This window comes from Segeticoccus rhizosphaerae, from assembly GCF_009192725.1.
GTDB lineage: Bacteria > Actinomycetota > Actinomycetes > Actinomycetales > Dermatophilaceae > Segeticoccus > Segeticoccus rhizosphaerae.
Genome location: NZ_VOHR01000005.1, coordinates 1 through 13,615, shown reverse-complemented (window position 1 = coordinate 13,615; position 13,615 = coordinate 1). Strand labels below are relative to the sequence as shown.

At 67.9% G+C, this 13,615-nt stretch carries 9 protein-coding genes; 4 read left to right on the top strand and 5 right to left on the bottom strand.

Annotation, left to right across the window (positions count from 1 at the left end; all coding sequences use genetic code 11):
* The first annotated feature begins 3 nt into the window (after positions 1-3).
* Positions 4-1,296 (top strand): hypothetical protein, encoded by a 1,293-nt coding sequence (locus FRW57_RS01050; protein ID WP_152185049.1) that lies wholly within the window; start codon positions 4-6, stop codon positions 1,294-1,296.
* On the opposite strand, the gene FRW57_RS01045 is transcribed toward FRW57_RS01050, so the two are convergent.
* Positions 1,290-2,117 (bottom strand): sulfotransferase, encoded by an 828-nt coding sequence (locus FRW57_RS01045; RefSeq protein WP_162529214.1) that lies wholly within the window; start codon positions 2,115-2,117, stop codon positions 1,290-1,292. The genes FRW57_RS01050 and FRW57_RS01045 overlap by 7 nt on opposite strands.
* 216 nt (positions 2,118-2,333) lie before the next feature.
* On the opposite strand from FRW57_RS01045, the gene FRW57_RS01040 reads away from it, so the two are divergent.
* Complete coding sequence (locus FRW57_RS01040; protein WP_203230166.1) at positions 2,334-3,089, top strand: class I SAM-dependent methyltransferase; 756 nt, start codon at positions 2,334-2,336, stop codon at positions 3,087-3,089.
* 21 nt (positions 3,090-3,110) lie between these two features.
* On the opposite strand, the gene FRW57_RS01035 is transcribed toward FRW57_RS01040, so the two are convergent.
* Together FRW57_RS01035 and FRW57_RS01030 are read right to left on the bottom strand one after the other, a co-directional pair.
* A complete protein-coding gene (locus tag FRW57_RS01035) occupies positions 3,111-5,252 on the bottom strand; it encodes a glycosyltransferase family 2 protein (protein ID WP_152185047.1) in 2,142 nt (713 codons plus the stop codon).
* Positions 5,249-7,783, bottom strand: a complete 2,535-nt coding sequence (locus FRW57_RS01030) for a glycosyltransferase (RefSeq protein ID WP_162529213.1) — start codon at positions 7,781-7,783, stop codon at positions 5,249-5,251. The genes FRW57_RS01035 and FRW57_RS01030 overlap by 4 nt, the downstream gene beginning before the upstream one ends.
* Before the next feature lie 265 nt (positions 7,784-8,048).
* Here FRW57_RS01030 and FRW57_RS01025 point away from each other — a divergent pair, with 265 nt between their 5' ends.
* On the top strand, positions 8,049-10,700 hold the full coding sequence (locus FRW57_RS01025; RefSeq protein WP_238999241.1) for a glycosyltransferase: 2,652 nt from the start codon (positions 8,049-8,051) through the stop codon (positions 10,698-10,700).
* Between the two features lie 7 nt (positions 10,701-10,707).
* Entirely contained in the window at positions 10,708-12,660 is a 1,953-nt protein-coding gene (locus FRW57_RS01020) for a glycosyltransferase family 2 protein (protein WP_152185044.1), read from the top strand.
* 8 nt (positions 12,661-12,668) lie between these two features.
* On the opposite strand, the gene FRW57_RS01015 is transcribed toward FRW57_RS01020, so the two are convergent.
* Together FRW57_RS01015 and FRW57_RS22880 are read right to left on the bottom strand one after the other, a co-directional pair.
* Positions 12,669-13,304, bottom strand: coding sequence for a sulfotransferase family 2 domain-containing protein (locus FRW57_RS01015; protein WP_162529212.1), 636 nt, complete (start codon positions 13,302-13,304; stop codon positions 12,669-12,671).
* A 31-nt stretch (positions 13,305-13,335) separates the two neighbouring features.
* Positions 13,336-13,615 (bottom strand): hypothetical protein (locus FRW57_RS22880; RefSeq protein ID WP_203230165.1); only part of this gene is annotated, 280 nt, incomplete at its 5' end.

The window sequence follows — 13,615 nt, the reverse complement described above, 5'->3', positions numbered from 1 at the left end:
CCCGTGGATCCCGCACGTCTGGTGACGGAGATCCAAGGCGTCAGGGCAGCCTTTCCAGACCTCGACTTCCTCGCTCCGCAGGGAGTCCTGCGTGTGCCCGTGGACCACGACGGCGCCGTCAGGCTTCGACTCCAGGTGCCTGGTCAGACGTACTTCCACCTGCACGCCATCGAGGTGGCGGCCGATGACGAGAACTGGCGGTCACACGCCTCGTGGAGGAGTAGTAGCGCCTGGACCGGGACCACCGGGACGGCCGCTGCTGCGCTGTTCGAGGCCCACGGGCACCACGACGCAGCCTTCCACACCGAGTTGGAGACCGCTCCCTGGGTGGAGGTGTCGTTCGATCGGCCCGTGGGGATCCGTCACGTGACCGTGCACAACGTCACGAGCCCCAACGCGTCGCGGGCACGCGGGATGCAGATGCTCGTGGCTGGAGCCGATGGATCGTGGCAGAAGGTCTACGACGGACGGGCCCGGGTCCAGCTGCTGCGCAGCGTCCTCGCCCAACAGGCCCTCTACCGCCTCCAACCCCTCTCCGATGAGACTGCTGACCTCGCCGCGATCGTCGTGGACATGGGGGTCGGCGCCTACAAACGGGCATCCAACGCGCTGCAGCACCTCCCGTGGATCACCGATGACGAACGCGCGGCCGTCCGTGGAGCGGTCAACCACGGGATCCTCGGAGCCCGCAGCCTGGAGTGGACCATCCACGGGGTGAAGCGGTCATTCCGCTACTGGTCCGAGGACGAGAAGCGGAACTACGTGGCCACGGCCGTCGAGGTGGTCCACCGGCTCCGTCAGCTCACGCCGCACGTCTGCTTCGGCTTCGGCGCCGTGCTGGCGGTGGTTCGCGACGGTGACCTCATCCCGCACGACGACGACCTCGACCTCATCGTGGCCTTCGAGCCCCACCAGGCGGCCACCCTCGCCCAGGCGAATCAGCGGATCAGCGCCTTCCTCTCCAGCGCGGGCTACACCGCCACCGGAAGACATCTCGCCCATCGTCAGGTGGCGAGGCCCGGCCAGGGCAAGAAGCTGGACGTCTTCGTCGGGATCTTCGAGGGGGACGCGATCTCGTGGTATCCCGGCACCCGCGGCTCGCTCCACCGGGAGACGATGTTTCCGACCTCCGAGGGACCCATGCTCGGTCACGCGTGCCCCCTTCCACGCAACCCCCTGCAGTACCTCGAAACCGTCTACGGCCCAGGGTGGCGCAACCCCGACCCTGCCTTCCGGCACCAGTGGTCGGGCGCGGGTTACGAGGACATCGCGGGAGAGCAGGCGACCGGTCAGTAGGAGTGCGGCGTAGCCAAGGTCGCAGCCACTCGGTCGACATCGAAGTCTTCGCCCAACCAGCTGAACATGCCCTCGAGGACTGTGGGGTCAGCGACGTAGTCGTTGTAGTGCACGTGGTAGGCGTCGTCTCCCAGCACGGCTGCCAGGTCGAGCAGCTTGGCTTCCCGGGCACGGATCTGCTCCAGGGCATTGGGACGCTTGGCCCACCACTTGCTCCGGCTCACCTGGTCGTTGTCCCTGGTGTTGATGAGGAAACGCGATCCCGGAAACGCCTGCTGGAGAAAGGCCACGAACTGAGGCACCCGCGGGTCGTTCCAGCGGATCTCCTTGACGCCGGTGACTCGCGTGTCGGGCTCCGGACGCAGGATCGTCTTGAGCGCCACCGAACGCAGCTGCGCGAGCGCGACGTCGTCGGGATACCCGTCGATCCCGAAGTAGGGATGGGCCGACGTGAGGTGGCGCCCCTTCAACAGATCCCGCCGCTCGGTCGCCAGCTGGTGATAGCGGAAGAGGTGGAACAGGGCACTGTCGTTCTCTCCGCGAATGAGGTAGCCGGGCGTGGCGTTGAGGATTCCCTGGAGCAGGGTGGATCCGGAACGGCCGTAGGTGGCGATGAAGACGTAGCGCAGCTGGTCCCACCGGCTCGTGTCGGCCTCGAGGAGCACCTCGTACTGTCGGCGCAGCGCGTCGCGCTCCCTCCGGAGCCGCTCAGCCCGTTTGCGGAGCGCCTTGCACTCGGCCCGGGTGGCATCGCGGTCCTCGAGCACCCGCCGCAGCGAAGGCACCATGAGCGCGGCGCGGTGCGTCAACGAGCGGCTCATGGCCGAGGAACCTCCGCAGTTCGGATCGCTGCAGGACAACAGCGAAGATGGTCGACTCCCTCGAGGGTGCCACACTCTCGCCTTCCCATGCTGGCACTCGATGATCCATGGCGGGGCGCGACCTCCGCGAGCCGCCACCACGGCGACTCCCGCCGAGACGGATAGGCTGACGACGAGGAGTTCCGAGCCTTCGGGAAGACACGACAGGAGTACTCCGTGCTGCGCCATGAACTCTTGAGCAGGCTGCACGAGCTGCTGAGTCCGCGCACCTATCTGGAGATCGGCGTCCAGACGGGCCGCAGCATCACGCTGTCGCGAACCTCGACGATCGGCGTCGACCCTGCCTTCTCGGTCATCAACGAGGTCTCCTGTGACCTTCAGCTGGTGCGGTCCACCAGCGACGAGTTCTTCGCGAGGAAGGCGCCGTTGGCGCACTTCCCCGAGCCGGTCATCGACCTGGCCTTCATCGATGGGATGCACCTGTCGGAGTACGCCCTGCGTGACCTCATCAACGTGGAACGGCACACCCACCCGGCGAGCGTCATCGTGCTGGACGACATGTTGCCCCGGCACGTCGACGAGGCCGGCCGCGGGCGGGAGGCCGCCAAGAAGCGGCGGGCCTGGGCAGGCGACGTCTACAAGGTCGTCTCGACGGTGCGCGCCCTGCGTCCCGACCTCGTGTGCCTGGAGATGGACACCGCTCCGACCGGCACGCTCGTGCTCCTCGCTCCGGACGCCTCGTCGAACGCGCTGATCGATGCGTACGACGATGTCGTCGAGGAGTATGTCGTCCCGGATCCCCAGACCGTGCCGGAGGAGGTGCTGCGGCGCACCCGTGCCATGGACCCCGCGCAGTTCCTCGCAGCACCGGTCTGGCCCGACCTCCGACGGCTGCGCCAACTGCCAGCGGGACGGGCGGCCCCCGAAGTGCGACGCGTGCTGGCCTCGGCAGGCCTGCGCACACCGGACTGAACGCAGGGCGCAGCGCGGTGTTCAGCCGAGCATTCGGCGCGCCGTCGCGCGAAGTGCCTTGCGGCAGCGTGCGGCCTGTGCCGGCGGCAGCACACCGAGCGCCCGATCGACCTGCCGACCGGCACGACGCATCCAATCGGGGTGACCGGGAGCCTTGGGTGGTTGCGCGACGCGCCCGCTTCCTCCCGAGGCCGATCCGCGGGGCGCGGACCCCGTCAGGAGCGCTACGGGCCGGGTCGTGCTCGTGAGCAGACGTGCCTGCACTCGCTGGAAGCGTTCACCCTGGCCGAGGCTGACGGCGATGCTCCAGGTACCGGACGGCAGACGGTCGGCCGGCAGCCCCGCCTCGACGCGGATCCCGCCTATGGCGTCGGTGACCGTGGCGTCACCCGTCACGGCACTCTGCGCGCGCTGAAGACGCACCCGGGCCCGTTGTCCATCGCTCGTCCCCGCCCCGGGCAGGTGCAGCACGAGACGCACCCGGTCAGCAGAGCGCCGCGCATAGCTGGAGGTCACCTCCACCACGACAGCCTGGTCCTTGGGCCCGGGCCCGTTGCCGCCGGTCGAGGTCGCCTCACGGTCGTTCATCTCCGCCTCCTGGTCGATGAGGGTCTGGTGGTCGACGTCGAGCGCGACCCGCCCGCTCGGCGTGGTGAAAGGCACGACGCTGTGGGTCGCCCGCGACCCTCTGCTCAAGGGCCTCCGCTGGGGCGCCCCGGGGAGGCTCTGCAGCGGTGCCTGCCTCCGCCACGGTGAGCAGGTCACCCGCACGAAGACGTCGTAGACGGCGGGCTCCAACGGTTGCCCGCCCGCAACGGTCTCGGGGTCGAACTCGAAGACCGTGTCGAAGGTGAAGGGAAGGATGCCGGGTGCTTCCTCCGTCATCTGCTCTGCGTCCCCGCTGATCAGGTGCACGTCGTGAGAACGGCGATTGCGCAGGGCGAGCTCGATCCGCCGCCGGCCGTGGACCGCGCTGAAGTCCAGGACGTCGTGGGACACCGGCGAGCCGAGCTCGATCGGAGGCCGCCACCAGGTCCGCCCACCGTCGACCTGGAACTGCAACGGTGAGCCGTCTCCGTAGCACAGGCCTGTGATGGCTCGCACCCGAAACGTGTCGTCCACGACCTCGATCTCGACCAGCTCCTGGTGGACCCCGATGGCCGACTCGACGGCTCCCAGCGCGACCAGGCCCTCGAAGTCACCGGCCCGAAGGAGCTGGGAACGCGCCCGGGCCATGCCGTGCAGGTGGATGTCCACCGAGGGCGGGAAGCGCTCCTGCGCCAGCTCCCGCAGCGCATCGAAGTGCTTGCGCAACTCCGCGGGCGTCCGGTGCGGCACCGACCGGGTCAGCCAGCCCAGCCCCTTGCTGTCGTAGTAGAAGGCCAGCAGCCGGTCCCGGAGATCCCCCGGCTCGGTGTAGCGCTCGATGACGTCGAGGGTGTCCCGCATGTAGACGTAGAAGTCGGCCCACTCGTAGGCCCGCGCTCCCGCGTTGCCGCGGTCTGCGCGCCGGTGCCAGTAGTAGACGGGGTAGTCCGACAGCACCGAGATCACGTCGGCGCAGAAGAACGCCTCCAGGACGAAGGGGTGGTCCTCCATTCGCCGCGGCCCTTCGAAGAACCTGATGTGGTGTTCGTTCAGGAACTCCCGCCGGAACATCTTGTGTGGCGTCATGATGCCCACCAGCGGGTCCTTCCCGAAGGTGGCTCGAGGACGGTTCTTGTCAAAGAGGGGCGCCACGTGCCAGGCGCCGCCCTTGCGCACCTCCTTGCCCACGACGACGTCCGACCCGTTCGCCACCGCATAGGCGTACAGCCGCTCCAACGCCTCCGTGCCCAACTCGTCGTCGTGGTCGACGAGCTGGACGTACTCACCCTCGGCCGCGTCGATGCCGATGTTGCGTGGTCTGCCCGACCATCCGGAGCCCGGGGTGTGGATCACCCTGACATTCGGTGTGGACGCGGCCAACCGGTCCAGCTTGCCCGGGGTGTCGTCGGTCGACCCGTCATCCACGAAGATCGTCTCGAAGTCCGAGGCCGGCATCGTCTGCTCTGCCAACGACCGGATCAGCGGGTCGATGTGCCCGCCGGGGTTGAAGACCGGCACGACGACGCTCACCTTCACCTTCGCTGGTTGCGCCGGACCGGCCTCCGCCCCGGTCATGAGCGGGCTCCGATGGCGGAGTAGAACTCCGCGATGACTTCGGCGTTGTAGGCAGCGGCGTCGAAGGGCTTGGTGGGCACCTCACCGGCCAGCGCACTGCGCATGCCCGCGGCCAGGGCTTGTGTGTCTCGGCTGACCACCAGACCGGCTCCTTCCGGCAGCGCGCCGTTGATCGAGGGAAAGTCCGTGCTGACGATGGGCAGGCCAAGAACCCTGGCCTCGAGGAAGACCATCGGATGTCCCTCGTAGTCGCTCGAGAGCACGAAGCAGTCGCACTGCGCCATGATGGCGTACGGGTTGGCCTGCTGGCCGGCGATCGTCACGACCTCGGAGAGGCCGAGACGATCAACTCGCGTCTTGAGCTCGTCGAGCATCGGGCCCCCTCCCACGATCACGAGTCTGGCCAGAGGGTGTTCCTGGCGCACCAGGTCGAAGGCTTCGATCAGACGGTCGTCATTCTTCTCCGGGGAGAGCCGCCCCACGGTGACGAAGGTGAAAGCCCCGGAATGCCTCCGCGCGAATCGATCGACGATCTGCAGGCGCTCCACCTCGGCCACCAGGCCCTCGATCCCGTAACGCTGTGCCAGTGCCGACATCGCCTCCGACAGGGTGTCGGGCAGGACGACAGGAGGCGGCCGGCCGTGGTCGACGGCATCCACGCCCCGCCCGAGCCGCAGGATCTGCTCGACGTTGATGCTGTTGCGTGCCCAGGTGTGCTTCTCCTTCGCGACGACGTCCGACAAGTTCGTCGCGTTCATCCGGCACAGTGCCGGGGACACGGACACCAGGTGGTCAAACGCGGGATACATCGAGAAGACCGCACGCAGGTTGGCCTCGTGGGGACGATGACCGTCGACTTCTCGCATCTGGTCGGATCTCAGATCGGAGTGCAGCCAGATGGAACGCGACCGGGCCGGCGCCTGGAGGAGCAGGAAGGCCCAGTACGACGCGTAGCCGCTGTAGTCGATGACATGGTCGAAGCGCGCCTCGCCGAAACAGCGCCGCCACTCCTGGCCGAAGACGGCTCTCATGGAGTCGAGGTCCAGCCGTGGAGCATCGACACCGATCGTCTGGAGGCGTCGGCGGTTCCAGCGGTCCTTCTTGCTGGGGATGATGCCCCCGACACGCGGGAAGACTCTCACGCGCGGGTCGATCCTCGCCTCGTTGTGTCGACGCTCGAGGTCGTCGGGTTCGGCATAGAAGGCCGTGACGTCGAAGCGGTCGTGGTCGATGTTCGCCAGCAGGTTGAGCGCCGATGCCGTGATGCCGTTGGATCGCAGTCCTCCGAGATAGATCACGATCGACTCCCGACCGTCGGGGCTCAGCGGTGCGACATCATGTCGAGCGCTTCCCCTGAACACGACATCGATCACCCGCTTCGCGCTCGACCCGTCGTCGCCGGCGGCGAAGCGCTGTCGGGCGTTGGCGTAGACCTCTCGGTGGGTGACTTCGGGATCTGGTGTCTCGTGGGTTCCGACCGCCCGGATGAGGCGGATGAGTTCCGGGACGGTCCGCGCTGTCGGTCCCGGGAGCTGCTCCGCGTCCAGGTAGATGCCGCGCTCCCCGAACCGCCCCGGGTCGGGGGTGAAGAAGATGATGGGCCGTCCGGTTGCCAGGAAGTCGAAGAAGGCGCTCGAGTAGTCGGTCACCAGGACGTCGGTGAGGCCGAGGACCTGGTTGGTGGGGATCTCGTTGGGGACCAGGATGTCTGCGAGGTCCGGGTGCTCGAGGGCGAAGCCGTAGACCTGTTGATGCACCTTGAGCAGGACCTGGTGTCCCTTCGGTAGTCCGGCCCTGACGGCCCGAACCTGTTCCCCGAGGAGAGCCACATCGTTGGTAGGGGCATGGAAGGAGGTCCCGCGCCAGGTGGGGACGAAGAGGACCAGTCGGTCCGTCTCCCCGACCGCGAGGCCGGAGTCCCTCAGCCGCTGGCGGAGGCCGGCTGATTCCAGGTCGGTGAGGAACTGCTCGTCGACCCGCGGAAAGCCTTCGGTGACGATGCGGCCGCGAAAGAGGTTGGTCAGGCGGAAGCCGTCCTGATACATCCGCTGGGTCATGAACGGACCTGAGGAGAGCAGGAAATCGGCCATCAGGAAGTTGCGCACGACGTTGGTCGCCCCCCGGCCCCCCTCGGGCGAGTCGTAACCCATGGTCTTGAGCGGCGTGCCGTGCCAGGTGTTCAGGTAGACCTGGCCCTCCCGCTTGCAGAACTCCCAGGGGAACGTGGCGTTGTTGATGAGGTACTTGCTGGTCGCCAGAGCCCTGAAGTACGCGGCCGAGTGACGGCGGACAAAGGTGACGCTGCCATCGTGGGCAAACCGGTCCATGGTCGAGCGGTAGCGCTCAGGATCGGACAGGACCCAGACGTGCTTGAGGTGTGCGAAGCCCGGATCCGACCGTAGCCCCCGGAAGATCGCCTCCGGGTTGCACAGCATGCCGTTGCCCGCGAAGGACTCGTACAGGACCGTGTCGTCCTGGATCGGTCGCGAGCGCCAGAAGTTTTGCCACTCGAAGGTCCCCGTCTTGCGCACCTTTCGAACAAAGCGCCGAACGCGAACCCGGGTCGGGGACGGAATGTGCATGGTGCCCTCTCCGCAATTTCGTTCCAACCTATCCGCGAGGGCGGGCATCCACCACCGAGCTCTCAGGCCGTTCCAAGGCAGCAGCACGGTCCCGAACACGCACGCGGGACGCCCGAGACGACGCGTCGACCCGATCCCGCGAATGCCGGGCGGCCTTAGACTCCGTGATGGCCCCACGACAGTGGGTGCAGTCGAGCCGGTGAGGAGCAAGTGCGTGACCCCGAAGATCCCTGCCCCGAAAGGCCTGCGGAGGGTGAGCCGCAAGTTGCGGAAGACCGGGCAGTTCGAGTGGCGGCTCTTCTGGCGCGCCCGGCCGATCGAGGAGACGCACGTCCTCTACGAGTCGTTCGCCGGAAACGGGGTGCTGTGCAACCCGGAGGCGATCTTCCGTGGTCTGCTCGAGGACAGCCGGTATGCCCATCTCCACCACATCTGGGTCATCAGTGACGATGAGGCCGCCGGCGCGACCATGAGGGAGTTTGCGCGGCACCCCAGGGTCCGCTTCGTCCAGCAGGGCTCGCCGTCGTACCACCGTGCCCTGGCAACCGCGAAGTACCTGGTCAACAACGCGACCTTCCCGCCGGACTTCGGCAAGCGCGAGGGTCAGGTCTACGTGAACACCTGGCACGGCACGCCGCTCAAGACCATGGGGTATGACGAGCCGGAGGGCGGCCCCAACGCGCGCAACGTCATACGCAACCTCCTCAGCGCCGACTACCTGCTCGCCTCCAGCCCGTTCATGGCCGAGCAGATGTACGAGTCGTCCTACCGGCTCACGAACGTCTTCAGCGGCGAGATCGTCACCGAGGGCGCACCGCGGGTGGACCGGCAGCACCTGGACGCGTCGGAGCGACTCCGCGTCCTGGCCCGGCTGCGCGCTTCGGGGATCCCCCTCCAACAGGGCCAGAAGGTCGTTCTGTATGCGCCTACCTGGCGGGGGCAGTCATTCCACTCACCGAGCAATGACGCCGCCGCCCTGGGGCAACGCGTGCGCCGCCTACGGGCACAGCTGCCGCCCGACCACATCGTGCTGCTCAAGGTGCACCAGCAGGCCTATGGCTTCGCGCTCGAGCAACCGGACCTGAGGGACACCCTGGTGCCGAACGAGATACCCACCAATGTGGTGCTCGGGGTGACGGACGTGCTCGTCAACGACTACTCGAGCGTCTTCTTCGACTTCTTGTCCACCGGCCGTCCCATCATCTTCTTCACCCCGGACCTCAAGGACTACGAGGGCTACCGCGGGCTCTACCTGGCGCCGGACGAGCTCCCCGGGCCCGTGGTGTCGCGGATCCCCGAGTTGGCGCGGCTCGTCGTCGCAGCCGGGTCAGGGGACCCGGAGGATCCGCTCGTCTCACACCGCGAGGCCTACGACACGGTGCGCGGCCGCTTCGCGCCGAAGGACGACGGACACGCGACGGAGCGGGTCATCGACATCATCTTCGGCGGAAAGCGTCGAGGGTATGACGTGCGGCCCGCCCGTCACGACGGACGACGACGGATCCTGATCTATCTCGGTGGGATGCGCTCGAACGGCATCACCACGTCTGCGATCAACCTGCTCAACAACATCGACCACGACCGCTTCGATGTCACGGCCTTCTACACCTACAGCCGCAATGCCGACCAGGCCAGGAATGCCGCCGCGATCCATCCTCGGGTCAGGGTCATCCCGAGGGTGGGTGGCATGACGCCCAGCAAGCGACACAAGCGAGACCGCAACCGGCTTCTCGAGTTGGGGATGAACGCTCCCGGACTGGACGTCCCCGGCGTCACAGCCCTCTTTCGCGACGAGTGGCGGCGTTGCTTCGGGGAGGCATCCTTCGACCACATCATCGACTTCAGCGGCTATGCAGCCTTCTGGTCCTTCCTCCTGCTGCAGGGAGAGGCCGCGAGCCACTCCATCTGGCTGCACAACGACCTCAAGGCCGATCAGGAACGAGAGGTCGACGGCCGTCGCGCGCACGAGGCCAACCTCCGAGGTGTCTTCTCCACGTATGCCGGCTACGACCACCTGGTCTCGGTGTCCAAGGCACTGATGGAGATCAATGCCAGGAAGCTCACGGAGGTGGATGACCCGGAGAAGCACACGTATGCGCGGAACACGATCAACGATCGGCGCATCACCACCATGGCGCACGGCTTGGAGGGTGGCTCCAGGGACCGCGACGACAGCGGCACCATCCCGGTCACGCCGCTCCCGGCCGCGGTCGCCGAGCTTGCGCGCTCCTACGGTCTGGACGCCATAGAGGCCGAGGTCCAGCGGCGTCGCACGGTCGATACGGTGCTGCCGGAAGCCCCCGGTGTCACGACGTTCGTGACCGTTGGTCGGCTCTCCCCGGAGAAGAACCATGCCCGACTGATCCGTGCGTTCGACGCCGTCCACCAGGAGCACCCCGCAACCAGACTGGTCATCGTGGGCAGCGGCCCTCTCCAGGAGCAGCTCCAGTCGCTCGCCCTCGGGCTCGGCCTCGCCCGCGCCGTCATCCTGGCCGGCCACCAGAACAATCCCTTCGCCATCCTGGCCGAGTCGGACTGCTTCGTGCTCTCCAGCGATTACGAGGGACAACCGATGGTGATCCTCGAGGCGCTCGTGTTGGGGCTGCCTGTCGTCTCCACAGACTTCGCCTCGGTCGGCGGTGCCCTGCCCGAGAACGTCGGGCTGGTGGTGGACCGGTCGGTGGAGGCTCTGGCCGGCGGGATGCGACGTGCACTGGCCGGTGAGGTGCCCAAGCGCGCCTTCGACGCCACGGCATACAACCAGGAGGCGGTCGAAGAGTTCTACCGGGCCATCGGGGTCCCGGCCGCCCACCTCGATCGCGGCCAGCCTGCCACCTCATCCGGCGACCAGTCCGCAACGCGGTAGGTGGCCCATGTCGACCGTCGAAGTCAGTGTGGTCATGGCGTCCTACAACACCGGGGCACGGATCGAGTGGACGTTGTCCGAGCTGCAGCGGCAGTCACTGGGCCCGTCCGAGTTCGAGGTCGTGGTCATCGACGACGGCTCGACCGACGACACCTTCGACCGGCTGCAGAGGTTGGCCGGCGTCTATCCCAACCTGGTCGTCGACCGGATCCCGGGGTCGGGTTGGCCGGGACGTCCCCGCAACGTCGGGGTGCAGCGCGCGTCGGGTGACTACGTGCTCTTCATGGACCACGACGACGCCATGTTCCCGGAAGCCCTCGAGCGGCTGGTCGCGTTCGCTCGGGACGTGGACGCAGACGTGGTCATCCCGAAGGAGGTCGTCGACGGGTGGAAGACGCCGGGGTGGGCCACCTGGCGTGAGAACGTCCCGCGCGTCACCCACTGGGACGCGGAGGTGGTCGCCTGCCTCACACCGCACAAGCTCTATCGCCGGGAGTACCTCCTCGAGCACGACATCCGGTTCCCCGAGGGGCGGATCCGGCTGGAGGACTTCGACTTCAATGCCCAGGCCTTCGTCCGCACCGAAAAGGTCGCCATCTTCGCTGAGTACCCCTGCTACACGTGGATCATCGGCACCGGGAACAGCCACAAGGCCGGGTATGACGTGCAGGTCTACTGGGATTCCTTCGAACGGTCTCTCCAGCCGATCGTGCGTGAGCTGCCGCCCGGCACCAAGCGGGACACCCTGCTGGCCCGGTGGTACCGCAGCCGGATCCTGGAGCGGCTCAACCCGCAGCTGCTCGGCTTCAGCGACTCCTATCGCGGCACCCTTGCCGAGAAGTTCAGCGGGCTGTTGCACTACTTCCCACCCGGCACCGACGCCGCGCTCACCCCGGCCGACCGGATGCGCTCGGTCCTGTTGCGCCGTGGCGACTGGGAGGCCCTGGCCGGGCTCGCCGAGCTCGATCGAGGCATCCGGCCCGCGGTCACCGAGACCCGGGTGTCCTGGGAGGGCGACCGGTGGGTGCTCGTCTGCCGCGGGCATGTCGAGGGAGCCTCGGGGCCGGTGCGCGTGGCACGCGTGGACAGCCGGGTGCACCGGGTCGTGCCCGACCACCTGGGGTTGTCACCGGAGGAGACCGACCTGACCGATGCCCTGGCCGCGAACCGCTCCGACCTGATCGTCCACCGCCGACAGGACCTGGTCGACTGGAACCTCCCCACGGAGGGCGGACTGGACGTCGACGGGGATCGGCTGACGTTCAGCCTCCGGGCTGAGCTCGACCCCGCGACTGCGGCCTTCGGCGAGCCGCTCGAAGACGGCATCTGGGATCTGGTCATCCGCATCCTCGGTCTCGGCTGGCCGCTCAAGGCACGGCTCGCTGCCCCGAAGCCGGTCTCCGACCTCGCCATCGGGGACGGACGGCAGGCGCTGCTCTACACCACCGTGGGTGGCACGGTCGCCGTGGACACCAGGTCGGAGGCACGCGCGCTGCTGGACCACGCCCGGCCGGACCGCAAGGACCTGGTGGTGACGCGCGAGGAGACACAGGTCGCGATCCGCTGGCCGCTGCCCCACGTGCACGTCCCGGCCGGTGCGCGCTCGAGCCTGTCCGGCGAGGTGCTGGTCGACGACCATGCCCACCCGGCCCGGGTCATCGCCAATGCGGCCGGGGCGACCCTGCTGGCCTTCGTCGAGGTGCCCGAGGACGACGAGGTCCACGCGGTGCGGGCCCGGTTCGGGATCCGGGCCAGCCGACCGTTGGCGGGTCTGCGGCGAGGGGCGGACGGAGTGCGGATCGTGCGGGCACCTCGACCGCCGTCGGAGCCGCAGAGCACGCCTGAGGCCGTGCACACCGGCCGCGGACGTGCTGCTTTACGGGCGACAGCGATCTCGGCCAGACGAAGAACGGCCAGGGGCCTGCGGACGGCTCGCGCGCGTTGGGCGCGCCGCAACTGATCCTCGCCTCAGGCTCCGCGCTGGTAGCCGAAGCGGTCGTAGTCCTCGCTGTAGAACGCCTCGACCCGACGCTGCAGCTGTCCGGACACCGTGAACTCGCTGCTGGAGACCCCGCTCTCCTTCTTGCGCTCCAGGACGCGAGGAACCTCGCCGCCGAAGTCGGTGCCGAGGCGCCGCCCGAGGTCGGCCATGACGCCCTCCATGCCGTCCTCGAGCCGATAGACGGTGCACCCGGGCAGGTAGAAGTCCGACTGCGGTCGGAGGTGGTTGTCCAGGTGGAACGGGTCCTTCGCGTAGGCGCTGAACGCCCTCTCGGCCCACTGCTCGACCGCCTCGGAGTCGGTCGCCACGTCCTCGTGGCGCCTCGCGTAGCCGTATTCGGAGCGGAAGCGTGTCAGCGGGTGCCGGGTCACCATGAAGACGACGTCGAACAGGTCGATCCGGAAGACCTCCTGGAGGATCGACGCGTGCATGTGCTGTGGCGAGCAGCGCCGTAGGCGGTTGAGCGATCCCTTGCCCAGGCGTGGGTCGCGGTAGTGGACGGTGTAGCCAGCGTCGCCGAACATGCGCTCAATGCTCGAACCACCGGCCTTGGGAACGTGGATGAACAGAACGCTCCGACCGTCTTTCCTGAAGACTGGCACCGCACGGGCCTCCTCGTCGTAGAGCCGTCGGTCAGCGAAGATAGCCGGTCGCGTCGACCAGCACGTGCACCGCTCCACGCGAGTGGTTCACGATCGTCACGGTCCCGTCCGACCGCACCCTGGTGATCCCCAGGTGCGCCAACGTCTGCCCCTTGGCGAAGTTCAACGTCGACCGACCATCCGACCCCGCCCCGACATACAACAACCCGTTCGCCCTCGGACCGGTCACCGTCACGTTCAACGCCGCCGCCGTCGCACCCGCCGGCACCGGCGAACCAGAAACCCCGGCGACCCTGACCCGCACGCTCTCA

Excerpts from the sequence above, each read along its gene's own strand:
- FRW57_RS01045 (WP_162529214.1), bottom strand. The coding sequence starts at position 2,117 with ATGAGCCGCTCGTTGACGCACCGCGCCGCGCTCATGGTGCCTTCGCTG.
- FRW57_RS01035 (WP_152185047.1), bottom strand. The coding sequence starts at position 5,252 with ATGACCGGGGCGGAGGCCGGTCCGGCGCAACCAGCGAAGGTGAAGGTG.
- FRW57_RS01020 (WP_152185044.1), top strand. The coding sequence starts at position 10,708 with ATGTCGACCGTCGAAGTCAGTGTGGTCATGGCGTCCTACAACACCGGG.